The 25,002-nt window shown below is 42.0% G+C and carries 28 protein-coding genes; all 28 read right to left on the reverse strand.

Translation table 11 applies throughout. From position 1 onward, the window contains the following. Positions 1 to 56: 56 nt before the first annotated feature. The 28 genes from fliP to sucC all read right to left on the reverse strand — a co-directional run bounded on the left by fliP (position 57) and on the right by sucC (position 24,943). Entirely contained in the window at positions 57 to 722 is a 666-nt protein-coding gene (fliP, locus tag SLU01_RS01625; protein ID WP_147054649.1) for a flagellar type III secretion system pore protein FliP, read from the reverse strand. Then, positions 715 to 1,341, reverse strand: coding sequence for a flagellar biosynthetic protein FliO (locus tag SLU01_RS01630; protein ID WP_170232546.1), 627 nt, complete (start codon positions 1,339 to 1,341; stop codon positions 715 to 717). The genes fliP and SLU01_RS01630 overlap by 8 nt, the downstream gene beginning before the upstream one ends. A gap of 75 nt (positions 1,342 to 1,416) precedes the next feature. After that, positions 1,417 to 1,779: a response regulator gene (locus SLU01_RS01635; RefSeq protein WP_147054653.1), complete on the reverse strand. Its 363-nt coding sequence runs from the start codon at positions 1,777 to 1,779 to the stop codon at positions 1,417 to 1,419. A 19-nt stretch (positions 1,780 to 1,798) separates the two neighbouring features. Further along, complete coding sequence (fliY, locus tag SLU01_RS01640) at positions 1,799 to 3,004, reverse strand: flagellar motor switch phosphatase FliY (RefSeq protein ID WP_147054909.1); 1,206 nt, start codon at positions 3,002 to 3,004, stop codon at positions 1,799 to 1,801. After that, positions 2,997 to 3,995: a flagellar motor switch protein FliM gene (fliM, locus tag SLU01_RS01645; RefSeq protein ID WP_147054655.1), complete on the reverse strand. Its 999-nt coding sequence runs from the start codon at positions 3,993 to 3,995 to the stop codon at positions 2,997 to 2,999. The genes fliY and fliM overlap by 8 nt, the downstream gene beginning before the upstream one ends. Before the next feature lie 33 nt (positions 3,996 to 4,028). Next, the gene (gene fliL / locus SLU01_RS01650) at positions 4,029 to 4,454 is read right to left on the reverse strand and encodes a flagellar basal body-associated protein FliL (RefSeq protein WP_147054657.1); all 426 of its coding nucleotides are present in this window, start codon (positions 4,452 to 4,454) and stop codon (positions 4,029 to 4,031) included. Next, entirely contained in the window at positions 4,444 to 4,665 is a 222-nt protein-coding gene (locus SLU01_RS01655) for a flagellar FlbD family protein (protein WP_147054659.1), read from the reverse strand. Before SLU01_RS01655 ends, fliL begins: the two co-directional genes overlap by 11 nt. Before the next feature lie 64 nt (positions 4,666 to 4,729). Then, positions 4,730 to 5,767 carry a flagellar hook-basal body complex protein gene (locus SLU01_RS01660; RefSeq protein WP_147054661.1) on the reverse strand — a complete coding sequence of 346 codons (1,038 nt, stop codon included), beginning with the start codon at positions 5,765 to 5,767 and terminating at the stop codon, positions 4,730 to 4,732. 87 nt (positions 5,768 to 5,854) lie between these two features. Next, positions 5,855 to 6,238: a TIGR02530 family flagellar biosynthesis protein gene (locus SLU01_RS01665; RefSeq protein ID WP_147054663.1), complete on the reverse strand. Its 384-nt coding sequence runs from the start codon at positions 6,236 to 6,238 to the stop codon at positions 5,855 to 5,857. A gap of 12 nt (positions 6,239 to 6,250) precedes the next feature. Beyond that, positions 6,251 to 6,904: a flagellar hook assembly protein FlgD gene (gene flgD / locus SLU01_RS01670; protein ID WP_147054665.1), complete on the reverse strand. Its 654-nt coding sequence runs from the start codon at positions 6,902 to 6,904 to the stop codon at positions 6,251 to 6,253. 4 nt (positions 6,905 to 6,908) lie between these two features. Beyond that, on the reverse strand, positions 6,909 to 8,204 hold the full coding sequence (locus tag SLU01_RS01675) for a flagellar hook-length control protein FliK (protein WP_147054667.1): 1,296 nt from the start codon (positions 8,202 to 8,204) through the stop codon (positions 6,909 to 6,911). Between the two features lie 25 nt (positions 8,205 to 8,229). Continuing rightward, positions 8,230 to 8,826: a MotE family protein gene (locus SLU01_RS01680; RefSeq protein WP_170232547.1), complete on the reverse strand. Its 597-nt coding sequence runs from the start codon at positions 8,824 to 8,826 to the stop codon at positions 8,230 to 8,232. 1 nt (position 8,827) lies between these two features. Beyond that, positions 8,828 to 9,280: a flagellar export protein FliJ gene (fliJ, locus tag SLU01_RS01685; RefSeq protein WP_147054671.1), complete on the reverse strand. Its 453-nt coding sequence runs from the start codon at positions 9,278 to 9,280 to the stop codon at positions 8,828 to 8,830. Continuing rightward, positions 9,277 to 10,608, reverse strand: a complete 1,332-nt coding sequence (gene fliI, locus SLU01_RS01690; protein ID WP_147054673.1) for a flagellar protein export ATPase FliI — start codon at positions 10,606 to 10,608, stop codon at positions 9,277 to 9,279. Before fliI ends, fliJ begins: the two co-directional genes overlap by 4 nt. Positions 10,609 to 10,610: 2 nt before the next feature. Continuing rightward, entirely contained in the window at positions 10,611 to 11,390 is a 780-nt protein-coding gene (gene fliH, locus SLU01_RS01695; RefSeq protein WP_174842599.1) for a flagellar assembly protein FliH, read from the reverse strand. Next, entirely contained in the window at positions 11,374 to 12,387 is a 1,014-nt protein-coding gene (fliG, locus tag SLU01_RS01700) for a flagellar motor switch protein FliG (protein ID WP_147054677.1), read from the reverse strand. Before fliG ends, fliH begins: the two co-directional genes overlap by 17 nt. Before the next feature lie 15 nt (positions 12,388 to 12,402). Then, positions 12,403 to 13,995 carry a flagellar basal-body MS-ring/collar protein FliF gene (gene fliF, locus SLU01_RS01705; protein WP_147054679.1) on the reverse strand — a complete coding sequence of 531 codons (1,593 nt, stop codon included), beginning with the start codon at positions 13,993 to 13,995 and terminating at the stop codon, positions 12,403 to 12,405. A 72-nt stretch (positions 13,996 to 14,067) separates the two neighbouring features. Next, complete coding sequence (fliE, locus tag SLU01_RS01710; protein ID WP_373866383.1) at positions 14,068 to 14,325, reverse strand: flagellar hook-basal body complex protein FliE; 258 nt, start codon at positions 14,323 to 14,325, stop codon at positions 14,068 to 14,070. Between the two features lie 76 nt (positions 14,326 to 14,401). After that, positions 14,402 to 14,863, reverse strand: a complete 462-nt coding sequence (gene flgC / locus SLU01_RS01715) for a flagellar basal body rod protein FlgC (protein WP_147054683.1) — start codon at positions 14,861 to 14,863, stop codon at positions 14,402 to 14,404. Positions 14,864 to 14,865: 2 nt separating this feature from the next. After that, positions 14,866 to 15,258: a flagellar basal body rod protein FlgB gene (flgB, locus tag SLU01_RS01720; RefSeq protein WP_147054685.1), complete on the reverse strand. Its 393-nt coding sequence runs from the start codon at positions 15,256 to 15,258 to the stop codon at positions 14,866 to 14,868. A 301-nt stretch (positions 15,259 to 15,559) separates the two neighbouring features. Continuing rightward, positions 15,560 to 16,336, reverse strand: a complete 777-nt coding sequence (gene codY, locus SLU01_RS01725; protein WP_147054687.1) for a GTP-sensing pleiotropic transcriptional regulator CodY — start codon at positions 16,334 to 16,336, stop codon at positions 15,560 to 15,562. Between the two features lie 81 nt (positions 16,337 to 16,417). Continuing rightward, on the reverse strand, positions 16,418 to 17,821 hold the full coding sequence (gene hslU, locus SLU01_RS01730) for an ATP-dependent protease ATPase subunit HslU (protein WP_147054689.1): 1,404 nt from the start codon (positions 17,819 to 17,821) through the stop codon (positions 16,418 to 16,420). Continuing rightward, complete coding sequence (hslV, locus tag SLU01_RS01735; protein WP_147054910.1) at positions 17,818 to 18,363, reverse strand: ATP-dependent protease subunit HslV; 546 nt, start codon at positions 18,361 to 18,363, stop codon at positions 17,818 to 17,820. The genes hslU and hslV overlap by 4 nt, the downstream gene beginning before the upstream one ends. Positions 18,364 to 18,373: 10 nt before the next feature. Continuing rightward, complete coding sequence (xerC, locus tag SLU01_RS01740; RefSeq protein WP_246110837.1) at positions 18,374 to 19,279, reverse strand: tyrosine recombinase XerC; 906 nt, start codon at positions 19,277 to 19,279, stop codon at positions 18,374 to 18,376. Between the two features lie 374 nt (positions 19,280 to 19,653). Then, positions 19,654 to 21,729, reverse strand: a complete 2,076-nt coding sequence (topA, locus tag SLU01_RS01745) for a type I DNA topoisomerase (RefSeq protein ID WP_147054691.1) — start codon at positions 21,727 to 21,729, stop codon at positions 19,654 to 19,656. Positions 21,730 to 21,909: 180 nt separating this feature from the next. Beyond that, positions 21,910 to 22,788: a DNA-processing protein DprA gene (gene dprA, locus SLU01_RS01750; protein WP_147054693.1), complete on the reverse strand. Its 879-nt coding sequence runs from the start codon at positions 22,786 to 22,788 to the stop codon at positions 21,910 to 21,912. A gap of 73 nt (positions 22,789 to 22,861) precedes the next feature. Further along, on the reverse strand, positions 22,862 to 23,764 hold the full coding sequence (gene sucD / locus SLU01_RS01755) for a succinate--CoA ligase subunit alpha (RefSeq protein WP_147054695.1): 903 nt from the start codon (positions 23,762 to 23,764) through the stop codon (positions 22,862 to 22,864). Positions 23,765 to 23,782: 18 nt separating this feature from the next. Continuing rightward, the gene (gene sucC, locus SLU01_RS01760; RefSeq protein WP_147054698.1) at positions 23,783 to 24,943 is read right to left on the reverse strand and encodes an ADP-forming succinate--CoA ligase subunit beta; all 1,161 of its coding nucleotides are present in this window, start codon (positions 24,941 to 24,943) and stop codon (positions 23,783 to 23,785) included. Between the last annotated feature and the right edge of the window lie 59 nt (positions 24,944 to 25,002).

Genomic DNA, 25,002 nt, shown 5'->3' on the forward strand with positions numbered 1-25,002 from the left:
ACCACTCCTATATTGTAAAATGCCAGTGCCAATAGGGTTATATCAGTTATAAGCCGCTAAAAGCTTTGCAATAACGATTTAATGATGAGGTACCATCCATCTACAAGGACGAACAGCAATATTTTAAATGGTAATGAAATCATGACGGGCGGCAACATCATCATCCCCATTGACATGAGGACACTTGCAACAATCATATCGATCACAAGAAACGGAATGAATATCATGAAACCCATCTGGAAAGCTGTCTTCATTTCACTTAATGCAAAGGCAGGAACTAACATTGTCAATGGGATTTCTTCCAATGTTTCAGGTCTATCTGCCTTGTTATAACGTAAAAATAGTTCAAGATCCTTTTGCCGTGTATGTTTACTCATGAATTCCTTGAATGGGATGCTTGCCTGATCGTACGCCTCTTCAAGTGATATTTCTTCAGCAAATAACGGTGTCAACGCCTCTTCATTCACCTGTTGAAATGTTGGGGCCATTATAAAGAACGTGAGAAATAGGGCAAGACCAACAATGACTTGGTTCGGCGGCATCTGTTGGGTTGCAAGGGCAGTTCTGACGAAAGAAAGAACAATAACGATCCTGGCGAACGAAGTCATCAGAATAAGTATTGCGGGCGCTAGCGAAAGAACGGTGAGAAGTAGCAGCATCTTGATGGATGTCGACACGTTGGACGGGTCACTATCCGAAAAAAACTGGACAAAATCATTCATCGTTTCTGCTCTCCTTTTCTTCCAATCTGTTCAAATGTTTTTTCCGTTCAGCTTTTAATTCATCGAGTCTGGAAGTGAAGATTTTCCCAAAATCCGAAGATTGATCATCACTATCATTTGAAGTAGTCCCTTTCTTAGTTGGTAACATCGTTAGTACTTTATTCACTATCCCGGGCGGTGATTGAAGTTCATCATCTTCGAAATAACTTTCCAGGTTTTGTATTTCTTCTGGATCCGTTATTTCTTTCAACAACCTCACTTCTTCACCTACGCCGATAAGGTAATAGGATTCCCCGATAACAACTAATTGAATTGATTTATGTTGTCCGAGAGAAAGGCCACCAATGTTTTTCATAAGCCGGTGCTGATCAAACATACGATTCTTTCTGTTAATGAACTTCAACAAAGCAAATAGAAGCCCAACAACAAATAAGAGCGCAAAAATAGTTTTTACATAATCCCACCATGACAAACCGACAGCTGCCCCGTCTTGCGAGCGGTCGGCAGCTGGTTTGTCTTCTTCGATCACATTTGTATCAGTTGAGTCACTGTCGTTACCTGGTTCAATCCAATCAATTACTGATTTATTCGAACCATCATTATCCGCATAAATTTCCATTGGAAATACACCAAATAGAAAGACCGCTAGTAAGACAGGCAAGGAATACTTTAGATTGACTGATAACTTCATAACTCAACCTAAAGCTTTTTGGATTGCTTCAACAACGCGGTCAGCTTGGAACGGCTTTACAATGAAATCCTTTGCTCCAGCCTGAATTGCGTCAATAACCATTGCTTGTTGTCCCATCGCAGAACACATAATGATTGTAGCTGAAGGATCCTTTTCTTTAATTGCTTTCAATGCTGCAATTCCATCCATTTCAGGCATTGTAATATCCATTGTTACAAGATCCGGTTTTAATTCAATATACTTTTCCACAGCTTGAGCGCCGTCAGCGGCTTCCCCGACAACCTCAAAGTTGTTCTTTGTCAAAATATCCTTGATCATCATTCGCATGAAAGCTGCGTCGTCCACTATTAAAATACGATTACCCATTCTCTTGACCTCCCAAGTTCTATCTTAAATTATTTAATCTTTCTGTCTGGCTTAAAATATCTGTAATCCGCACACCAAAGTTCTCATCGATGACAACCACTTCACCTTTGGCAATATGTCGATTATTGACTAGAATATCGACCGGTTCACCCGCCAACTTATCCAATTCTATGATGGAACCACTGGACATTTCAAGGATTTCTTTTACTGATCTTTTTGTCCGCCCCAGTTCAACTGTTACTTGCAGGGGAATATCCAATAACATATTAAGGTTATTGGACTCTGCTTGATTGAGAGATGGACTTTCAAAGCTTGCAAACTGAGCTTGTTGCACATGTACCGGTGGTTGTTGCTGCCTTGGAGGCGCTTGCTGTACCTGAGATTCATAATACGTTTGTCCGGTATTTTGTGAAGCTGTCTGATCACTACCAAAACCTAGCGGATCTTGCGTTGCATACTCCTGCAGCTCGGGAGCGGTCGGTGTTGGTTTGACTGGTGCAGGAGCTTCCATTGTTACAGCCGCTTCCTCTTCTGCACCCATTCCCATAAGCGATGCAACTAAGTTTTTACCAAAATCCAAAGGGAATAGCTGCATAATATTGGAGTCAATCAATTCTCCGACCTTTAGTTCAAAAGAAACTTTGATCATTGGTTCATCTGGAAGCTGTTCAACGCCCTCATCACTCTGAATATCCATTAAATTAATGGACGGAGGGGAAATATCGACTTTCTTGTTGAACACGGTAGACATGGAAGTCGCTGCGGAACCCATCATTTGATTCATCGCTTCCTGTACAGCACTTAGATGGATTTCATTCAATTCTTCATTTGGCGTTAAGCCATCGCCGCCAAGCATTAGATCGGCAATAATTGCCGCGTCACTTTGTTTGATAACGAGTAAGTTCGTTCCATTCAAACCTTCTGTATATTCGACTTGAATTGCAACATACGGATGTATGAATTCTGTCTCAAGCGTGCTTTGATCAACTACAGTGATTGATGGCGTTGTTATTTCTACTTTCTGGCCAAGTAATGAAGAGAGGGCTGTTGCAGAGCTGCCGAATGAAATATTACCGACTTCACCTAAAGCGTCCTTCTCCATTTCACTTAATTCATTCTCAAATTCCTTGTTATCAGAGGACGGCGTCTCAGCTGTTTCCGATTGAATCGGCTCTCCACGTAGCAACGCTTCGATTTCTTCCTGAGATAGAACATTATCACTCATCATCTTCATCCCCTCCGTTCAAAATATCAATAATTTGTACAGCCATTCTATTACGCAAATGACCTGGCTGGGCCGTGAATTTCGGTATATCTCCCACTTTGACTAGCAATGGGTCGTCGATTTTCCTATCTAGGGATATGACATCACCTACTTGAAGATATAGGAAATCCTCAATAGACATTGCACCATGTCCAAGTTCAGTAGTAATTGGCAAAGTCGCTTTTTTCAAACGTTTTTCCAAAATAACGCTTTGTTCAGGAGTCGGTTCTTTCTTATTTGTCTGCATCCAATACCGTACAGACAAATTAGGTACTATCGGTTCAAGAACAACATGGGGAATACAAATATTAATCATTCCGCTTGATTCACCAATGACGATATTGAATGAAATGACGACAACTGTTTCATTCGGAGAAATCATTTGCAAAAATTGCGGATTGACTTCCACTTCAGATAAAAACGGATCAATCTCAATAATTCCTGACCATGCTTCACGTAAATTATCGAAAGATCGTTCAAATAGATTCGTTAATATTTTTGTTTCAATTTCAGTCATATTGTCCACTTTTCCAGGTCCATCACCAACGCCGCCCATCAATCGATCAAGCATGGAGTAAGCAACATTCGGATTGACTTCCATGATGATATTTCCTTCAAGTGGAGGAACTTCAAAAATATTAAGCAATGTCATATTCGGAATGGATCGGAGAAATTCCTCAAAAGGGATTTGATCAACCGAAGCAACATTTATCTGGACGTATGTGCGCAATTGCGCGGAGAAGTAAGTCGTTAGTAATCTTGCAAAGTTTTCATGGATTCTTGTTAAACTTCGAATCTGGTCTTTTGAAAAACGGAGGGCTCGTTTAAAATCATATACCTTGACCTTCCGGGTTTCGTCTTCCTTCTTCATCTCTTCTGCTGACATTTCACCTGTCGATAATGCAGATAACAGAGCATCAATTTCATGTTGTGATAAAATATCTCCCGGCATAAGGCACCTCCCCGTATTGTATAGGTACTTTCATTATTGAATGATATAAGAAACGATATATACTTTTTCAATCTCACCCTCTTGCATCAGGGGATCCAACTGTGATTTAATCGAGTCTTCAAACGCCTTCTTACCAACTTTTCCTTCCAGATCTTTCACAGTCATTTCAGAAAGCTCCTGTATAACGAGATTATTCACTTGGAAATCACGTTTAGCTAGTTCTTCAGCTGCTTTTTTATTATCCGTTTGGATTTTCAAGGAAATACGGATAAATTTGTTACCTGATAGATTTGTCGTAATTTCAGGGACGTCAACGGATGCTTCAATAATTTCATCAATGTTCGGCTCCTTGGCACCAACGTCTCCTTTTAATTGTAAAGCTAATATAAGACCTATAATTCCAACAAGCGTAAGACAAACGACTATGATCAGAGTAATTGTCAGTGCTTTATTCTTCATCTTCTTCACCTCGGATATGCGGATTCGATAGTAGCTGAACCTTCTGATAGAAATCAATGATGCGTTTTTGGATGACTTCCGCTGGATCAAGGACGACATATTTAGAACCTGTCGTTAACGTGATCGTCGTATCAGGAAACGATTCGACTTTTTCTATGTACAGCGCGTTCAGTGTGAACGTTGCGCCGTTAAGACGTGTAACTTTGATCATATGTAAGGGGCCGGGCTAAAGAGCCGGCCCGACCCTCCTTTATCATTAAAACTTATTTATATTCTTATCGTTTCAAGTTGACGAGTTCTTGAAGAATTTCGTCGGATGTTGTGATGATACGTGTGTTTGCTTGGAAACCACGTTGTGCTACGATCATTTCGGTGAATTCCTCGGATAAGTCGACGTTGGACATTTCTAGGAAGCCAGATTCGATAGCACCAAAACCTTGATCAAGTGCAAAACCATTTTCAGGTTCACCAGAGTTCGCCGATGTACGGAATAAATTGCCACCAGTTTTTTCAAGACCGCCAGGATTAGAAAACTTAGTGATTTGAATTTTACCGGCAACTTGGAGGGTAGCTTTATTATCATCCATCACTTTAGCTAAAGCCGCTTTTGCATCTTCATAGGCTTTTTTCTGAGCATCTGAAGGGTTAGTAAGAGCGTTATAAGTATCCTCAGCTGTTTTAAATGTTTCCTCAGCTGTTTTAATTTTCTCAGCAGCTCCTTCCGGCAAATCTACATAATAAACAGTTCCATCCTGTCCTATTGACATAGAAGAAGCTGTAATAGGGATATTGAGTTTACCAACAGTTTCATTGAAAACCAGTGGTTCAGCAGGTGCAGCAACTACAGGTGGAGTCGCATTTGGATCAGCTTCTACTGCTGCTTTAGCTTGCTCTTTAACACCAATACCTTGAATATATCTACCGTCGCTATCAACCAAGTCTCCATTTCTATCCATATAAAAATTCCCAGCGCGAGTATACATAGCTTCATTGCCGTCCATTACTTGAAAGAAACCATCTCCAGAAATGGCGAGATCTAACGTATTACCTGTAAACTGTGTTGATCCACCAGTATGAATTGTGTCAATTGCAGCTAATTGTGCGCCCAATCCAACTTGTCTTGGGTTCACCCCACCACGTGTATCACTTGGTCCAGAAGCACCAGCCACAGTTTGTGAAATCAGATCTTTAAAAATCGTGCGCCCTTTTTTAAACCCATAAGTATTCACGTTCGCAATATTATTACCAATAACATCCAATTTCGTTTGGAAGTTTTTCAAACCTGAGATTCCTGAGTACATTGATCTTAACATTTGATTTTTCCCCTCTCGGATTGTGAGTGTAGCTGCCTCTGTCAGTCGGCAGTACGTTGGCATCCTCTTTCTGAGGTCCCGCCAAAATTAGCTGAGTATGATTGTGCCGTCGATGTTTGTGAATAGTTGATCTTTCGCTTCCTTGCGATCCATCGCTGTAATGACTGTAGAATTTTTTGCGCTGATGATCAGTGCTGCTTGATCCATCAGTACAAGCGATTCTTTGATTCCCTTCACTTTTGCTTCATTCACCTTGTCTGTGATGTGCGCCCATTCCGAATCTGAAATATGGATATTCCGTTCTTGCAGTCGATCGTTTGCGTGCTTGCTAATTTTCAACTCTTGTGGCTGGATGGCCTTGTTAAGTTGTTCGATAAACGACTGTTTGGGTCCACTCTGAGGCGTTTTCAATGATTGTCCTTGGCGTATGAGTGGCTGCGATGGAACGCGATGGATGTTTACTTTATCCATACGATCGCTCCTTTAACTTTGTTGACTGATGGATGTGAATGAATCTCCGTCTAGTCTTGTTCCGTCGTCTAAAATATATTGCAGTTTCCCTTCCTTATTGGATACGGAAACGACTGTCCCTGACCTCTCTTCTTCACCGTCCATGAAGCCTACCGTTTTACCGATGAGAAGACTTGCTTCTACAAGGCTGTTCGTGTTGCTTGAGCCGTTTAGGACCTCAGATATGTTACCCGGTGTCAATTCTTTGCCGTCTGCCATTGTAAAGACTACTGATCCATCAACAAATTTTGCAGATTGGATAATGCCTGTCCCTTCATTGACAATCGGTTTTCCAGCTTCGTCTTTCTTATCGGATATTTCATGCCATTTGACATTTTTGCCGACGAATTGATTGTATTGAATCAGTTGGGATTGGTTTTGAGCTTCTGCGAATTTCTCAAAAGCGCTTGCCAAGTTCATCGTTTGCTCCAGAGAAGAAAATTGAGCCATTTGGGCAATGAATTCATTGTCTTTCATCGGATTTGTTGGATCTTGGTTTTGTAGCTGCGCAATCAAGATTTTCATGAAAGCGTCCTTGCCCATCGTATCTGGACCGGTCTGACGTTGATCTCGCTGCTTATTGATTAGATACATCGATTCCGTAATCGCTTTTTGTCCTTCTATCATCTTGCTATACCTCCAATTCAATTAAGTATTCATCGAAGGAGATGTCATCCTCGGATAATCTTCCTTTTTCCTGCTTATTTTCCTGTTGCTCTCGTTTATATTGCTCATTGAAAGACTGCTCACGTTCATTCCTTGATGATTCCTGGATGGATTGTGTGATATCAATGCGTTCCACTTGAAGATTTTGCTGGTTGAAGGCATGTTTTAACTGATGCAACTGGCTCTCAAGCATTCCTTTTGCAAGTGATGTGGATGCCAATATCCTTGCTGTCATAACACCATTCGACTCATGCAACTCAATACGAACTTGCCCTAAATGCTCTGGATACAATTTTATGAGCATTCGATTTGAACCACCTACTTGGCCGAAATTGGATCGTTTGAATAATGCTTGCAACTCATTCATTAGCGTTTCGCTTCGGTTAGCCGGGGTTGTTTCCGCCTGACTTATTGTAAAATCTGATTTCACGGCCGTTATACTTGGATTTGCAGCGTTTGATATAAGATTAGTCGCTGTTTCAGCTTGTTTTTGCCCAGTGCTATTATCATTTGTTGATGATTGAGCATCCAAGACGATTCTGAAATTCGTTTTTTGTGGAATGAATTGCGGAATATCCTGTTTAGCAGAAACAAGAACCTTCTGATCAAATTGTTCGGCAGCACCAGTCAACATGCTTTGAAAACTGGTTGCTTTTTGTTCCATGGATACAACCATATCAGATTTTGAAGCAGCCATTTTTACTGCTTTTAAGAATGTCAGTAAATGTACTTCTTCAGTTTTAGGCGCAGCAAGGGATTCGTTCAGCTTTTCAAAGAATTTCATGCCGACATCATCGATCATCGTCAATAATGTCCATACATCAGTTGCCATACTTATATCCGCTATTTCCTCTTCAACCTTGCCAGCTTGTCCTAGCAATTTTTTAATCGTTTCTAGCAGTTTCTCAGGATTTATTGATAATGACATCGACAGATCCTCCAAACTTCCCATAGGCCCTGTCACACTCAAATCCTTTGACAATTCAATTTCTTCATTACCTGGAATAGCTTGAATTGCTTGCTCCAGCTCTTCAGGTGTTCGTGCATTGTATAACAGCTGTATCAATTCATTTGGAATTTCAATACTGGTATCGGTGTTCGGTAATTCAACAACAGGCGCTGATGCAGTGATCCCCGCAAATACTGTTCCGAATGACTGAGATGTTGCCTGACTTTGTTGTGCATTTCCTAGCGGGGTTTGAGTACCCATTCCTATTATCGACTGCAATGCTCCAATATTCACTTCTTCACCTCCCTTCATAGTCTATTATACTCCCTACTTCGAGTTATTTCGTCAAAAGACTTGTATATTTTGCGGCATCTTCCGCAGACATTTTTTCAAGAATGGGAGCTAGCACTTCGGGCTTTAAACTCGCCAATATTTGGATAGCCTCAGCATCACTCATTTTTGTAATGACAGGCGCTGCGGATTTCGCGGACATCTTTTCAAAGGTTGAAATGATTTCTTTCATATCCCTTTTATAATCTTCTTTTTCCAATTTCAATGCTTCTATTTCTGCTAATAGGCTATTTTGTTCATCCAAAAGTGTCTTCTTTTCTTCCTCAGACTTCGTCAAATCATCTTGAAGCTTGTATAATTGGGCCTCTTTCTCCTGAATCTCGGCTTGCAATTCGACTACGCGTTCCTCGATGACCAAATCGTCCGTGACTTCCCCCTTTTCCTGCTCATCCGTAATAAAAGGAAGTGAGTTTGTCCATTCTTTCGCTTTATCAAAAACATTTACATCAGCCACATACGCTATTATTAACAACACCATCGTCGTGAACAGCAGCGGAATAAGTGTCCATAGCAAGATATCCCGAAAAAAGCGAAAGCCCTTTTTTTCTTCCGTATTCCTATCTACTTTTGGGTTTTTCGCCACTTTACCACCCTGTTTCTTTTCTATGGAACTTTGAAGTTGTCAGCTCATCCATAAGACTTGCTTCCGCTTGTTCCATTTCTATACGATAATGTTCTTGATCTTTTTCCTTCATTTTTTCAAACTTCTTCACTTCTATCGTCTTCTCTAGCAATTTTTCTTCAAACCAATTCATTTTCGAGCGTGCTTTAATGACGGCTTGCTGCAAGGAATCAATCCGTTTTTCCAAGCTTTCCATAAAGCGACCATACTGATGTATGTCGTTAACGTAAAAGCCCTTTTTCATTTTTTCCTGCTGTTCGGCCGTCACTTCTTCTTTCTTTTTCAATAAATCATATAGCTCTGTTGCCACCGTTTCGAAAGAATCGACCGCTTTTTTGTATTCAATTTCAGTTTCTGTCTTTTCTTGTTCTCGGTATGTGAGAACTTTTTCAAATCTATATTGATACGGTTTCATCGCACGTCACCTCCCGGAGCAAGCGAAATCAACTCTTCAATAGTATCGTCCATACTTACATTTCCTTTATAACTTTGTTTTAAAAAATTTGTAATATGAGGTTCGAATTCGATTGCTTCGTCGATTTCCCTGGACGTACCCCGCTTATAAGCACCGATATTGATGAGATCTTCTGATTTGTTGTACGTATAATACATTTCTCGAAGTTTCTCAGCCGCTTTAACATGTTCCGGACTCGCAATATGGTTCATGAGACGGCTGACGCTTTTTAATACATTGATGGCGGGGTATTGCCCTTTGTTCGCAAGTGTTCTATCAAGGACGATATGTCCGTCCAAGATTCCCCTGACGGCATCTGCAATCGGTTCATTCATATCATCGCCGTCGACCAACACCGTATAAAACGCTGTGATGGCACCAACTTCATTTGTTCCGGTCCGCTCTAGCAATCTAGGTAGTATCGAGAAAACAGATGGAGTATAGCCGCGGGTTGCCGGCGGTTCTCCTACTGCCAGACCTATTTCTCTTTGAGCCATCGCAACACGTGTAACGGAATCCATCATTAACATGACGTTCATACCTTTATCTCGGAAATATTCAGCGATGGCTGTCGCTGTGAAAGCTCCTTTGATCCGCATGAGGGCAGGCTGATCTGAAGTTGCCGCAACTACGATTGTCCGACTTAACCCTTCAGGTCCAAGATCCCGTTTAATAAACTCAAGGACTTCACGGCCACGTTCACCAATAAGTCCAATTACATTTAGATCAGCTGTCGTATTTCTTGCGATCATTCCTAGTAAAGTACTTTTTCCAACACCCGATCCAGCAAAGATCCCTACTCTTTGCCCACTTCCGACGGTAAGCATTCCATCGATTGCTTTAACACCAACTGCCAGCTTTTCGTCGATAGGCTTTCGCGTCAAAACATTCGGGGGATTTTGCTCGGTTCTTACAGTAGATAGACCTTTTGGCAAAGGGCTGTCATCAATCGGATGGCCCAATGAATCAAGCACCTTCCCGATCAGATTCATGCCAACTTTCACTTCCAACGGCTTTCCAGTACATTCAACTAGGCACCCACTGGATATGTCGGTAATGTTCGTATAAGGCATAAGAATGACGATTTCTTCTCTGAAACCCACTACTTCCGCCAAAATGGTTGAGCCGGATTGACCTCCATTGTTCAAATGGATATGACAAACGTCCCCTACCGAGCTTTCGGGTCCTTGTGATTCAATCATTAGGCCGACAACCCGAACGACCCGACCAAATTTCCTGAATGTATTCATTTTCGGTATGACTTCCAGCAGTTCTTCCGCCCTCTTCATCGTCAGTCACCACTTTCCATCAATTCAACCAACTTCTCTTTCAACTCATTTAATTGTTCATCGACACTTACGACAATCCGCCCATGATTTGTTTCGATGATGCAGTCATTGACGTCAAAGTCATCATTTGCAAAAATAAGGAAAGGAACATCTGGTGGAAAAATTGCTGCAAGCTCTGCACGATTAGCTGAAATAATTTCATAATGATCAAGGGATACATATAATTTTATTTCTTTCATTTCGCGTGCTTCTTTCAAGCCTCTTTTGACGATTGACAAGTATACATCTTCACTTTCGTTCAGCGACTTGCCAATAATCCGTTCAGCAGCGCCCAGCGCAATGTCCAAAATGACCCTCTCTTGGTTTTCCAAATGTTTCAAGGCATTCTCATGGGATTGTAAAGTCATGTCGTTCGCTGTTTTTACAGCGCTTTGCATTTCAGAGAGTGCTTTATTTCTTCCCTCTTCAAAACCTACTTGAAAGCCTTCATCGTATGCCTGTTGTTGCAAAACTGTTTTTTCTTCTGCCCAAGCTGTTTGCATTGCTTCTATATCTTCAAGCGTCGTTTGTCTCATCTGCTCCAAGTTGGCCTTTTCGATTTCAATTAATTTCCTGGCATCCATAAGCATTCTATCGCGCTCTTGGAAAAGAATTTCTTTCGTAAGAACTTCCTCTTTTCCATCATTCGTTGGCATATTCATGTTACGAATGGTGATTTCCTTCACTTTTCCTTCTTCGGAAATCGTACGAGACGAACGAAAAATGTTAGACAATGACGTCATCCCCTCCGCCGCGGGCTATGATGATTTCACCGGAGTCTTCTAATCTCCGTATAATGGAAACTATTCTTGCCTGCGCTTCTTCCACATCTCTCAATCGAACTGGTCCCATCACTTCCATCTCTTCTTGGAATGATTCCGCCATACGTTGCGACATGTTTTTGAATAGGATTTCTCTAACCTCTTCACTCGACACTTTCATCGACAATACGAGGTCTTCATTCTCACATTCACGGACAATCCGTTGAATGGATCGGTTATCCAATGTGACGATATCTTCGAATACGAACATCCTTTTCCGTATCTCTTCGGCAAGTTCCGGATCTTGGATTTCTAGTGCATCCAAGATCGTTTTTTCAGTAGCTCTGTCTACACCGTTCAATACTTGGACAACCGCGTCAACTCCACCAGTCTCTGTGAAATCCTGCGTAACCGTGGAAGACAGTTTTCTTTCCAACACGGCTTCAATTTCACTAATGACTTCAGGTGAAGTTGAATCCATTGTCGCTATTCTTCTTGCGATATCCGCCTGCATTTCTTGCGGAAGCGAGGAGAGAATCATCCCCGCCTGTTCGGCCTCCAAGTAGGACAGTATAAGCGCAATTGTCTGGGGATGTTCATTTTGAATAAAATTCAATATTTGTCCCGGGTCTGCCCTTCTAGCAAAATCAAATGGGCGGACTTGTAAAGACGAAGTGAGCCGATTAATGATAGCTTGTGCATGTTCTTTTCCCAACGCTTTTTCAAGGACTGTCTTGGCATAGCCGATTCCGCCTTGCGAAATATAGTCTTGAGCTAGCGCGATATTATGAAACTCTTCTATGATTTCTTCTTTGACGACAGATTCGACCTTTTTCACGCCGGAAATCTCAAGCGTTAAGCGTTCGATCTCCTCTTCAGTCAAATGCTTGTAGACAGCCGCCGAAACTTCCGGACCGAGTGAAATGAGCAGGAGAGCCGCTTTTTGTTTACCGGTCATTTCTTTATCTTTCTTAACCACTGGTTCATCCTCCTATCAATCCTCGGCGATCCAAGTTCTTAATAACTTAGCGAATTCTTCAGGCTTTTCCTTCGCCATTTTCTCAAGCTGTTTTTTTCGAAGAGTTGCTTCTGTTTCCTGTTCTGTATTTATGTCATCCACTTTCAATGCTTCCCGTTGTTCCTCGATAACGATTGATTCTTCCATTTCCTGCTCACGTTTACGTTTGCGGAAATACGCGATCACTAATATCACTATCACTACAAGCAAAATGGCACCAATCACGTATCCCCACCATGGAATTGCAATCTGTTGTGTCGCTGGGACACTGGCCATTTTCCCATTAAACACCTGTGATGAAATCGCTATTTTTTCGTCCCAATATTGTTCCGGTATATCTGCTGGCAAATAGCTTTTATCGATCGAAGTACTGATGATCGTTTGCAATATACTTCTAATGTCTCCCGTCACAGCATCTGCAGATGTCAGATCGTTCACATCAGGTGGTTCTACCATCACTTGGATACCGATATCTCGGATTTTGTAGGGGCTCTCGACGATATCTTTCCGAATTCTATTCACTTCGTTATTGATCGTCTCTTCTAATCGCTCATAGTCGCCGTCAGATGTGTTACCTTCCACATAATTCGTGCGATTATCCGTCGGGTCCTCCGCTTCAGGCACACCACCTGCGGCAGCTCCATTGCCAGAAAATGATTCTGTAATCCTTTGGACGCTGATCGCTAAGCTATCCAGATCTTCGTCTACACGATCTACAAGGTTTTCCTGTCTATTTTCCTGTTTGAAGTCAATATCGGTCGTTACGGAGACAATTACTTTGTCTTGCCCAACCATAGTACCGAGCATCATCTGTACTTTTCGTTGCAAATCCCGTTCAATCGTTTTCTTCAATTCCATTTGGTCTACAACATTAGCGCCAGATGCAGTGCCGGCAGATTTCAGGTCAAAGTACTCAGAATACTGATTCATGATGACGATATCGTCAGTGGATAAATTCGGTAAGCTTTTGGAAACTAAATTATATAAAGCAGTGATTTGTGGTTCAGTAAATTGATGACCTGGTTCTGTATTCAACATAATTGCAGCGCTCGCGCTTTGAACTGCTTCATTCAGGAATACACTTTGTGTCGGCAAAGTGATCATTACATTTGCATCTTTGACTCCTTGGATCCCTTTGATTAAATTCGCTAATTCCGTTTGCATAGCGGAAAGTTTAATCATATTAAATTCATTGTCCGTCGTCCCAAAACCAGCGTTTTGCGAGAAAAACGAATAATCGATTGTTCCTGAATTAGGGAAACCCGCAGCGGCCAAGCTGACGAGCAGATCATCCACACGTTCTTTTGGAACGAGAATAGAAGTGCCTCCTGGTGCTATCTGGCTTTGAACGCCTTGTGCGTCAAGTTCTTCCTTTATCCGACCGATTTCCGCACGGGAAACATCCTTGTAAAGCGGGACAAACTCGGTTCTGGACAAGAAAAACGTCAGGAATGCAGCGAGACCAATGATTGCTATCGCAGAGCCGATATATGTCGTTTTTTGTCGTTTTGTGCGACTTGACCAGAACTGTTTTAAGTCAGCTCCAATTTTCGTCAATCTTTCTTTCATTCTAATCCTCCGGTCTGCTTACGTAGTCAAGTACTCAATGATGAACGTTGAGTTCATATATTTGCTGTCGGATTAAACAGGCATCCGGATAATTTCCTGATACGCTTCTACGACTTTATTGCGCACTTCCATCGTAGCATTCAATGCAATCGATGCTTTTTGTGCAGTTATCATCACATTATGCAAATCAACATTTTCCCCTAAAATAAGTTTTTGGGTCATTTTGTCGGATTCTATCTGTTTCACATTTACTTCTTGAATGGCATCTTTTAAATAAGCCCCAAATTCTTTCTGCGCTTCAAAAGGTGTCGGCTGGATACCCCGGTCCATTTTCATGAGGCCGGCAGCGTTGCTTGCACCTAGAATCGATTGTATCGGCATCACTTACAACTCCTTATTCTGATCATCATTTGCCTATCTCAAGTGCTTTCATCAACATCGCCTTATTGGCATTCAATACGGTAATATTCGCTTCATAAGACCTTGTGGCAGACATTAGGTCAATCATTTCCCTTAATGGGTCTACATTTGGCATTTGTACGTATCCCTCGTCATTGGCATCAGGATGTGAAGGGTCATATACAAGTTTAAAAGGAGTTTCGGAGTCTTCCAGAATGCTAGAAACCTTTACGCCATTACCCGTACCGCCTTTCCCTTGACTTCCCATAGCGGCATGAAGCATAGAGGAAAATTGCCCTTCGCGAGGCTGGAAGCTAACCGTTTTTCTTCGATACGGCTGCCACTCACCATCTACCATTTTTCCACGCGTCGTTTCGACATTCGCCATATTCGAGGAGATGACGTCCATTCTAAGACGCTGTGCAGTCAAAGCAGAGGCAGAAGTGTTCAAACTATGGAATATTGACATGCTTAACGGCCTCCCTTAATGACGTTTTGAAGTGTATTGAACTTTCCATTCAACCGATCCACAAGTGCATTGTAATAGATCTGGTTTGCAGCAAGATCCGCTTGCTCCTTATCCATATCTACCCCGTTCCCGTCATTTCTATACCGGAAATTAGAGGAATTAGAGACACCAGGTTGGGAAACCTTAGAGGTGAAGTCCATATGACGTTCATTCGTGCGATAGGCATTTATCGGGTTTGTCTTTGCCTCTATTAGTAGGTCATTGAAACTAACTTTTTTCGCTTTATAGTTTGGCGTGTCGACATTTGCTATATTTTGCGAAATAGCTTTACCTTTAACAGACGAGAAGTCCAATCCGCGTTCCAGTAGTGAAATCGTCGATCCATAGATGTTCATTGTCTATTTCACCTCTTATTTTATAAAACAATTTTAAGGTTGTTTTTTTCTATCAAACTTTCAACTAAAAACACAACTCCTATTGTATCGGATTTTGCCGAACTTTGTCTATAACAATACATTAATTATCGTAGTCCAAAACAACCTATTTAAAACAATAATACGTGGAACATCATAGACTATAGGACTATTCTATCAAGCTAGCAATTTAGCATTAGTCAATAGTTTTTTTATTCCATTTGCTTCCGAAAAAAATAACACTCTCTCCGATACCGGTGAAAGTGTTATTTTTCTTAGCTATTTAGTTTTTTTGGTTTTCAAGTTCTTCCAAGAATTTACTGTTAAGCACTTTAATATATGTTCCTTTCATACCTAGGGAACGGGATTCAATTACGCCAGCACTTTCAAGTTTGCGCAATGCATTGACGATAACCGAGCGTGTAATTCCGACTCTGTCCGCAATTTTGGATGCAACAAGCAGACCTTCATTACCATCAAGCTCATTGAAAATGTGTTCAATCGCTTCGTGTTCACTGTAGGACAATGAATTGATTGCCATTTGAACGACAGCCTTGCTGCGAGCTTCCACTTCGATTTCTTCTGCTTTTTCACGAAGGATTTCCATTCCTACTACAGTAGCCCCATACTCAGCAAGGATCAAGTCGTCCTCAGTAAATTCTTCTTGCAAACGAGCTAAAAGAAGCGTTCCAAGACGTTCTCCTCCACCGATGATTGGAACAACTGTCGTCAATCCATTTTTAAACAGTTCGCGTTCTTCTTCAGGGAATACAGAGTAAACACTGTAAACATCAATATTTGACGATGTTTCATTCACTTCAAATAGTTTTTTTGTATATTCTTCCGGGAATTTACGATCTACGAACATTTGCTTCATACGCTCATTCTCAATTTGGTGATGAATTTCAAGACCAAGCAATTTACCTTTTCTGCTCACGATGAAAGCATTACATTCAATAACAGAGCTTAGTTTTTCTGCCATTTCTTTAAAATTGACCGGTTTTCCAGCCGTTTCCTGTAACATTGCATTGATTTCTCTTGTTTTCGCTAATAAAGCCATTTTAATTTCCTCCTAAGATTTCTGTGTGGTTTATGAATATTCTAAAGCTTTTTAATCATTAAATAAACTAAAACGTTTCAGCTACAGTATAAAATGTGACAAATCTTTGTTTTTTACGATGTTTTTCAACTTTTCATCGACATACGCAAGTGTAATTTTAATTGTTGAAGGCCCGATTTCAGCGGCTTCATACGACAATTCCTCTAACAATTTTTCCAATATGGTATGCAATCGCCGAGCTCCAATATTTTCAGTATTGTCATTAACATCGAAGGCAATTTCTGCAACCCTTTCGATCGCCTCATCTGAAAACTCGATTAACACGTTTTCCGTCGCCAATAACTTCTCATATTGTGTTATTAATGAAAAATCGGGTTCTTTTAAAATCCGGACAAAATCATCTTTTGTCAGTTTCTCAAGCTCAACCCGGATTGGAAAACGCCCTTGCAGCTCCGGAATGATATCCGACGGTTTAGACATATGGAAAGCACCAGCAGCGATAAAGAGTATAAAATCAGTTTTCACAGCACCATATTTCGTAGTTACCGTTGAACCCTCAACAATTGGCAAGATATCTCTTTGGACTCCTTCCCTTGAAACGTCCGCAGATGAGCCGCCGTTATTCCCACGACTCGCTATCTTATCCATCTCATCAATGAAAATTATTCCGGATTGCTCTGTGAGCTCAACTGCTTTTCTTGCGATTTCATCATGATCAATGAGCTTGTCAGCCTCTTCCGATTGAAGGACTTTCCTCGCATCCTTCACTTTCATTTTCCGCTTCACCGTTTTCTTCGGCATTAAAGATGAGAATGCATCCTGCATACTTGCACCCATTTGTTCCATCCCCGAACCTTGTAATGCGTCAAACATGGAAGGTTGCTGCGAGGTGACTTCAACTGTAATCATATTCTCTTCCAATTCTCCCGCTTCAAGGCGTCGAGCGATTTCAGAACGCTTCCGACTGATTTCATCAACTTCAGCAGAATCTTTGTCATCCTCTTCCGCTTTTTGACCGAACAGCATTTCAAACGGGTTTTGCATATTGCCTTTACGTTTCCGCACAGGGACCAGCAACTCAACGAGGCGCTCCTCCGCCAGCTTCTCCGCTTGTTCCTTGACAGACTCCCGCATTTCTTCACGAACGATACGTACGCCTGATTCAGCAAGGTCTCTCACCATTGATTCAACATCTCGACCGACGTATCCAACTTCGGTGAATTTTGTAGCCTCCACCTTGATAAAAGGAGCATTAACAAGTTTTGCAATCCTTCTCGCAATTTCCGTTTTACCAACGCCTGTTGGACCGATCATCAAAATGTTCTTAGGGATAATTTCATTTTTCTCTTCATCCGCTAACAGACTTCTTCTGTACCTATTCCGCATGGCAACCGCCACTGCCTTCTTGGCAGCGTCCTGTCCTACGATATAACGGTCCAAGTAGGCTGTCAGCTCACGAGGAGTCAGCTCTTGTTTTTTGTTCATTCGAGTACCTCCACAATAATACGATCATTTGTGTAGACACATATCTCGGCAGCAGTTTCAAGCGCCGCTCTGGCTATCTGCTCAGCAGTAAGTGTTGAGCCGCTATACTTTTTCAACGCACGCCCCGCGGCCAAAGCATAGTTTCCACCTGAACCGATCGCAAGAATGCCATCATCGGGTTCAATCACTTCACCGGTCCCTGAAACGAGTAACAGCCGTTCTTTGTCTGCTACTAGCAGCATCGCCTCAAGCTTTCTCAGGATACGGTCTCCCCGCCATTCCTTCGCCAGCTCTACAGCAGCTCGTTCTAGATTTCCATTGAATTCTCCCAACTTGCCCTCGAACAGCTCGAAAAGAGTGAACGCATCGGCAACCGATCCTGCAAAACCCGCAAGTATCTTGTCACCAAATAACCTTCTCACCTTTTTCGCCGTATGCTTCATGACAACAGATTCCCCCATCGTCACTTGCCCGTCACCCGACATTGCACAAACACCATTATGCCGGACGGCAAATATCGTGGTAGCATGAAATTCCATCAGCTTCATCCTCCTACGCTCGCGGATGTGTATTCATATACGTTTTCCGCAAGTGTTCTTTTGTAATGTGCGTATACACTTGTGTCGAAGATAATTGACTATGGCCAAGCAATTCCTGAACAGTACGCATGTCTGCACCATTTGACAGCATATGTGTCGCAAAGGAATGGCGAATCATATGCGGGTAAATTTTACCGTCGATTGCCGCTTCCTCCATCATCATGTTCAGTACATGACGGACACCCCGATCCGTGATTGGGTCACCGCGCAAATTAACAAACAGAGACTGATGATTTTTCTTCTTCATCAATAAAGGACGACTGTTTTTCATATAGGATTCAAGGGCGGATTGGGCAAAGCTGCCGAAAGGAACATAACGCTCTTTTCTTCCCTTCCCCATCACTTTGACAATACCGAGTGAATTATCAATGTCGCTTAACTCGATGGAGGTCAACTCACTTACCCGTATCCCGGTCGCGTAAAACAATTCAAGCAGAGCTTTATTCCGCAACGACTTCGGGTCATCACCTTGACATGAATTGAACAGCGCTTCCAATTCTTCTTCATAAAAAAAAGCCGGAAGCCGCTCTTCCTTCTTTGGATGATGCAATAAACGGAATGCACTATCATTTATCCCGAATCGAGCATTGCTAAACTTATAAAAAGAACGAATGGATGAAATTTTCCGTGAAATAGTCTTCCTGGATAATCCTTTATCGTACATTCTTGTCACATACAATCTTGCTTCAGGATATTCGATATCATTCAGTTCCGTTATTTCTTCCTGTTTCAAAAAGGAGAAAAACTCTTGAATGTCATTACTGTATTCTGAAACCGTCCGTGATGAATAGTTCTTTTCAAGGCGTATATAGGATATGTATTCGTCAAGAACGACAGCCGGTTCAATTTGTTGTTGCAAGTGCTTCACCCCCATAAATGAATCACTTCGTCAATTATAACAAAATTGGAACATGTTTGAATAGTGGATTTTTATTCTTTTTTTAAAGGTAATACTTCCCATTAATCGAATAGGAGGACTAATCCGGAAATTCGAAAGTCATCCACGATTCACTATACATGAATTGATATCGATACGGCAACAGAATCGTCTCGGGAAGTCTGACATCTGATAAATTTTATCTGTTTTTGACACAATTTGTTCAATTTCTCTTTTTATAACACGGAAAAAGCTGCGCCATTATGGATCATCTCCAACCTGGGCAGCCTCTGTTTTTAAAATGTACAATCGGCTAACAGTGTGCATCCTTATTTCAAACAAGGATCAAAGAAAAATTATTCTTGCACGTCTTCTTTATAATCACATTCTGTACATTGAATTTGCACACCTTTTTTCAATCTTTTTTCGACTAGCGTATTTTGACATTTCGGACACGGTCTTGCAATCGGTTTATCCCAAGAGACATATTCACATTCCGGATATCTGTCGCAACCGAAGAATATCCTTTTTGTTTTGCTCTTTCTCTCGACAACTTGCCCTTCCTTACAAGTCGGGCAAGTGACTCCAATCGGTTTGATGATCGCTTTTGTGTTTCTGCAATCAGGGAAATTCGAGCATGCCATAAATTTACCATAGCGTCCCATCTTGAATACCATCGGAGATCCGCATTTTTCACAGTCTTCTCCGGCCGGCTCATCTTTAATTTCAATTTTCTCCATTTCCTCATCGGCCACTTTTAGATGCTTTTCGAACTCTTTATAGAATTCATCAATTACTTGGACCCATTGGATTTCCCCTTCTTCAACATTATCGAGGCTTTTTTCCATCTCAGCAGTAAACTCGATATTGATGATATCTGGGAAGTATTGAATCATAGCTTGATGGACGATTTCGCCAAGCTCTGTCGGCACGAAACGTTTGGCATCCAACGTGACGTAGCCCCGCTTTTGAATCGTATCAAGTGTAGGCGCATAGGTCGACGGCCTTCCAATTCCAAGCTCTTCCAGCGTCTTTACAAGCCTAGCTTCCGAGTACCTCGGTGGCGGCTGAGTGAAATGCTGTTTCGGATCGATATCGCTGCCTTTTACACTTTCGCCTTTTTCCAACGGCGGCAAAATACGGTCCTTTTCTTCTTCCTTATCGTCTTCACCTTCGATATAGACTTTCATGAATCCAGGAAATTTCACTTCAGATCCAGTCGCCCTGAATTTCACATCGCCATTCATCAAATCAGCAGTCACCGTATCAAGTACAGCAGGTGCCATTTGACTTGCGACGAAACGTTCCCAAATTAACCTATACAGTCGATGTTGATCGCGCGATAAAAATGTTTTCATCGCCTCTGGCGGTCTCATAACGGACGTAGGTCTCACTGCTTCATGAGCATCTTGGGCATTGGTCGATTCCTTCGCCTTCAACTTAGTTGTCGCGATGAACTCCTTGCCATACATCGTTTCAATGAAATTAGCAGCTTCACCTTTTGCAGTTTCTGAAATCCGCGTTGAATCGGTTCTCATATACGAAATAAGACCAACAATACCTTCTTTTCCTATATTGATACCCTCGTACAGCTGCTGTGCAAGCATCATAGTCTTACGAGCTCTGAAATTAAGTTTCCGTGCTGCTTCCTGTTGTAAAGAAGAAGTAGTGAACGGCGGAGCAGGGTTCCTTTTTCTTTCTTTCTTCACCAGGTTTACTACTTCAAAGTCATCGCCCGACATTTTGGACAATACTTCATCGACCTGTTTTTTGTTTTCAAGTTTCATTTTTTTCGACGCGTCCCCGTAAAAAGAGGCATCGAACGTCTTTCCATTTTTACTGAAATTCCCTGTGATACTCCAGTACTCTTCAGGAATGAATGCCTTTATTTCATTTTCACGATCAATAATCAGACGCATTGCTACGGACTGTACGCGCCCGGCGGACAGGCCCTTTTTAACTTTCTTCCAAAGGATAGGACTAATATTGTAGCCTACGAGTCTATCCAGTATCCTTCTCGCTTGCTGAGCATCCACTCTATTCATATCGATCGGTCGCGGGCTTTTGAAAGATTCCTTTATGGCATCTTTCGTAATTTCATTGAATACAACGCGGCAATCCGACTCCGTATCTACTCCTAATTGATGTGCCAAATGCCAGGCAATTGCTTCTCCTTCTCTGTCGGGGTCAGCCGCCAGAAAGATTTTTTTCGCTTTTTTAGCATCTTTCTTCAATTCCTGAAGGATCGGTCCTTTTCCACGGATTGTGATGTATTTCGGTTCATAATTGTTTTCAGTATCGACACCCATTTGACTGCGGGGTAAATCCCTTAAATGCCCAATGGACGCACGCACTTTATACTTTTTTCCTAAATAACGTTCTATTGTTTTCGCCTTAGCCGGCGACTCAACAATCACTAAGTAATCTGCCATATGCTATGTTCCTCCTCATAGAGGTTTCCTATTTATCCACCTGATGGACATTGTTGTTTTATTCATGCCCATTCTGCTCGACGGTGAATACGGACATAAAAGAATATCTGTTGCAAAATGTATAACAGATTTGAATTAAAATCAACCTTTTCAATACAGGGTTTGTTTTTTACATGTTTTTTACGAACGTGTTTCAAACGCCTGAAAGCCGTTCCATATAGGTTTTGCCCCTTGGTCAATCAATTTATTCGGCCCCAGTGATAATGGCGATGTAATCGGGCCAGGAACGGCATATATGGACTTTCCGTGTTCAAGTGCGTGATCCACTGTACTCATCGTACCACTCTTTTCTTCTGATTCCGTAATAATGACGGATTCAGACAAACCGCTAATAATTCGATTCCTCATTGGGAATGTCCATTTTGCCGGCCTCATATAGGGTGGATATTCAGTTAGCAATAAATGTTCTTTCGCAATTTCCTCGGCAAGTTTCCTATTTTCTTTCGGATATAAGTGGAATAAGCCATGTCCAAGGACGGCGATGGTTTTGCCCCCATACCGAATTGCCGACTCATGCGCCATTGCATCAGCACCTTTTGCAAGTCCCGATACAACAATCGCTCCATTTTCGACGAACGGGGGGACTATAAAGTCTAACGCTTTCCGTGAATAGTCGGTTGCCTTTCTTGAACCGATGATTGCGATCTTTAAGGATGTTTGCAATAAAGACGGAACACCTTTCAAATAAAGGACTGTCGGCGGATCAATGAGCCATTTTAATGATTCAGGATAGTTTTTGTTTGTTATTGGTAAAGGAATGATATTTTCATGATGAAAAAGTAGATGAAAAGGGGTATGTTCATGCAGTTTAAGCTGTTCATTCAGTCGGACTGCTTTACGTTCGGGGATTTGTAGCAGTTTCGCCAGATCGCCTGTGCGATGATTGAACAGATGTCGAAGATCGGGGTCCATCTTCATAATTGACGATAATTTATTGAACGGAACCGGGTATACATAATGCAAAGCTAGCAATCTTCGGTCGACACTCGTAAGCTCCATCTTTTCCTCCTTTTATTTCTGAATATGCAAAAGAACAGCATGCAGTTTTACCCGCATGCCGCATCTATATAAATCAATGAGTTTTACATTTTTCGTATAGACCTTTTTCTTTGATAACCTTAATCAATGTTTCACCAATGACAGAAGGCGTGTCAGCAACTTCGATACCTGCAGCGTTCATCGCTTTGATCTTTTCTGCAGCAGTACCTTTACCGCCTGAAATGATTGCGCCAGCATGGCCCATACGCTTTCCAGGAGGTGCAGTTTGTCCGCCGATGAAGCCTACAACAGGTTTCGTCATATTCGCTTTTACCCACTCAGCAGCCTCTTCTTCAGCAGTACCGCCGATCTCACCGATCATAACGACCGCATATGTTTCAGGATCTTCATTGAACTCTTTCAATACATCGATGAAGTTCGTGCCGTTTACAGGGTCTCCACCGATACCGACAGCTGTCGTTTGACCGATGCCTGCTTGGCTCAATTGGTGAGTCGCTTCATACGTCAATGTTCCAGAACGTGAAACTACACCTACATGGCCTTTTGTATGAATGTATCCTGGCATGATGCCGATTTTACATTCATCAGCCGTGATGACGCCTGGGCAGTTTGGACCAACGAGACGAGTCTTTTTGCCTTCCATATAGCGTTTCACTTTAATCATGTCGATAACAGGAATATGCTCTGTGATGCAGATCGTCATATCCAATTCAGCATCTGTAGCTTCCATGATTGCGTCAGCCGCGAACGGAGCCGGAACGTAGATGACTGAAACGTTTGCTCCTGTAGCTTTAACAGCTTCTTCAACAGTATTGAAGACAGGCACTCCTTCAACTTCCGTGCCGCCTTTGCCCGGTGTAACACCGCCGACGATTTTTGTGCCATACTCAAGCATTTGTTTCGTATGGAAAAGCGCAGTTGAGCCAGTAATACCTTGTACAATCACTTTTGTATCTTTATTAATATAAATTGACATCGTTTGTCCCTGCCTTTCTTAGCCTACGAGTTCAACAATCTTTTGTGCACCGTCCGCCATTGTGTCAGCAGCGATGATATTTAAACCTGATTCGTTCAATAGCGCTTTACCTCTGTCTACGTTTGTACCTTCCAAACGAACAACAAGCGGTACTTCAAGGCCGACTTCTTTCGCAGCTGCAATAACACCCTCTGCGATAACGTCGCATTTCATAATTCCGCCGAAAATATTTACGAAAATCCCTTTAACATGTTCGTCGGAAAGGATGATCTTGAATGCTTCTGTAACTTTCTCAGCAGTCGCGCCGCCCCCAACGTCAAGGAAGTTTGCGGGTGTTCCGCCATAGTAATTGATTGTATCCATCGTAGCCATTGCAAGTCCCGCACCATTGACCATGCAGCCGATATTTCCGTCAAGGGAGATATAGCTCAAGTCGTATTTAGATGCTTCGATTTCTTTTGGATCTTCTTCCTCGAAATCGCGCAATTCGACAATATCTTTGTGTCGATACAATGCATTGTCATCAAAATTGAATTTCGCATCCAATGCCAATACATTATCATCGCCGGTTACGACGAGTGGGTTGATTTCTACGATTGAAGCGTCTTTTTCAATAAATACTTGATAAAGACCTGTCATGAATTTTGCAGCTTTATTCACAAGATGAGTTGGGATATTCATGTTGAATGCCATGCGTCTTGCTTGGAAGCCTGTTAGTCCAACAACCGGATCTACTACTTCTTTAAAGATCTTTTCAGGTGTCTTTTCAGCAACTTCCTCGATGTCCATTCCGCCTTCTTCAGAACCCATCAAAGTGACACGATCTGTAGCGCGGTCTACGACAAGACCTACATAATATTCTTTTTTAATATCTGACCCTTCTTCGATAAGAAGTCGTTTCACTTCTTTTCCTTCAGGACCTGTTTGATGGGTAACAAGGGTTTTACCAAGAAGTTCCTTCGCATATTCGCGCACTTCGTCAAGATTTTTCGCGATTTTAACACCGCCCGCTTTACCACGCCCGCCTGCATGGATTTGCGCTTTGACGACGACAACTTCCGTGCTGAGTTCTTTTGCCGCTTTTACAGCTTCATCGGGCGAGAATGCTACCCGACCGTTTGAAACAGCAACGCCATAATCTCTGAGCAGCTGCTTTCCTTGATATTCATGGATATTCATCTTACATCCTCCAATCGAACTTGTAGCTCATAATTTACTGCCGTATCCATTGTAGTAAA

This window comes from Sporosarcina luteola (assembly GCF_007991495.1).
Lineage (GTDB): Bacteria > Bacillota > Bacilli > Bacillales_A > Planococcaceae > Sporosarcina > Sporosarcina luteola.

Excerpts from the sequence above, each read along its gene's own strand:
- sucC (WP_147054698.1), bottom strand. The coding sequence starts at position 24,943 with ATGAATATCCATGAATATCAAGGAAAGCAGCTGCTCAGAGATTATGGC.
- fliY (WP_147054909.1), bottom strand. The coding sequence starts at position 3,004 with ATGAGTGATAATGTTCTATCTCAGGAAGAAATCGAAGCGTTGCTACGT.
- flgB (WP_147054685.1), bottom strand. The coding sequence starts at position 15,258 with ATGAACATCTATGGATCGACGATTTCACTACTGGAACGCGGATTGGAC.
- fliI (WP_147054673.1), bottom strand. The coding sequence starts at position 10,608 with ATGAAGAGGGCGGAAGAACTGCTGGAAGTCATACCGAAAATGAATACA.
- SLU01_RS01660 (WP_147054661.1), bottom strand. The coding sequence starts at position 5,767 with ATGTTAAGATCAATGTACTCAGGAATCTCAGGTTTGAAAAACTTCCAA.
- fliE (WP_373866383.1), bottom strand. The coding sequence starts at position 14,325 with ATGGACCGGGGTATCCAGCCGACACCTTTTGAAGCGCAGAAAGAATTT.
- fliH (WP_174842599.1), bottom strand. The coding sequence starts at position 11,390 with ATGACGTCATTGTCTAACATTTTTCGTTCGTCTCGTACGATTTCCGAA.
- sucD (WP_147054695.1), bottom strand. The coding sequence starts at position 23,764 with ATGTCAATTTATATTAATAAAGATACAAAAGTGATTGTACAAGGTATT.
- fliF (WP_147054679.1), bottom strand. The coding sequence starts at position 13,995 with ATGAAAGAAAGATTGACGAAAATTGGAGCTGACTTAAAACAGTTCTGG.
- topA (WP_147054691.1), bottom strand. The coding sequence starts at position 21,729 with ATGGCAGATTACTTAGTGATTGTTGAGTCGCCGGCTAAGGCGAAAACA.
- fliP (WP_147054649.1), bottom strand. The coding sequence starts at position 722 with ATGAATGATTTTGTCCAGTTTTTTTCGGATAGTGACCCGTCCAACGTG.
- SLU01_RS01630 (WP_170232546.1), bottom strand. The coding sequence starts at position 1,341 with ATGGAAATTTATGCGGATAATGATGGTTCGAATAAATCAGTAATTGAT.
- SLU01_RS01675 (WP_147054667.1), bottom strand. The coding sequence starts at position 8,204 with ATGAAGGGAGGTGAAGAAGTGAATATTGGAGCATTGCAGTCGATAATA.
- fliM (WP_147054655.1), bottom strand. The coding sequence starts at position 3,995 with ATGCCGGGAGATATTTTATCACAACATGAAATTGATGCTCTGTTATCT.
- flgD (WP_147054665.1), bottom strand. The coding sequence starts at position 6,904 with ATGATAGAAGGACAAAAAGCGATTACGGAATCGATGTATCTAATCAAT.
- hslU (WP_147054689.1), bottom strand. The coding sequence starts at position 17,821 with ATGAACAAAAAACAAGAGCTGACTCCTCGTGAGCTGACAGCCTACTTG.
- SLU01_RS01665 (WP_147054663.1), bottom strand. The coding sequence starts at position 6,238 with ATGGATAAAGTAAACATCCATCGCGTTCCATCGCAGCCACTCATACGC.
- codY (WP_147054687.1), bottom strand. The coding sequence starts at position 16,336 with ATGGCTTTATTAGCGAAAACAAGAGAAATCAATGCAATGTTACAGGAA.
- flgC (WP_147054683.1), bottom strand. The coding sequence starts at position 14,863 with ATGTCAATATTCCATAGTTTGAACACTTCTGCCTCTGCTTTGACTGCA.
- fliL (WP_147054657.1), bottom strand. The coding sequence starts at position 4,454 with ATGAAGAATAAAGCACTGACAATTACTCTGATCATAGTCGTTTGTCTT.
- SLU01_RS01635 (WP_147054653.1), bottom strand. The coding sequence starts at position 1,779 with ATGGGTAATCGTATTTTAATAGTGGACGACGCAGCTTTCATGCGAATG.
- fliJ (WP_147054671.1), bottom strand. The coding sequence starts at position 9,280 with ATGAAACCGTATCAATATAGATTTGAAAAAGTTCTCACATACCGAGAA.
- dprA (WP_147054693.1), bottom strand. The coding sequence starts at position 22,788 with ATGGAGCTTACGAGTGTCGACCGAAGATTGCTAGCTTTGCATTATGTA.
- SLU01_RS01655 (WP_147054659.1), bottom strand. The coding sequence starts at position 4,665 with ATGATCAAAGTTACACGTCTTAACGGCGCAACGTTCACACTGAACGCG.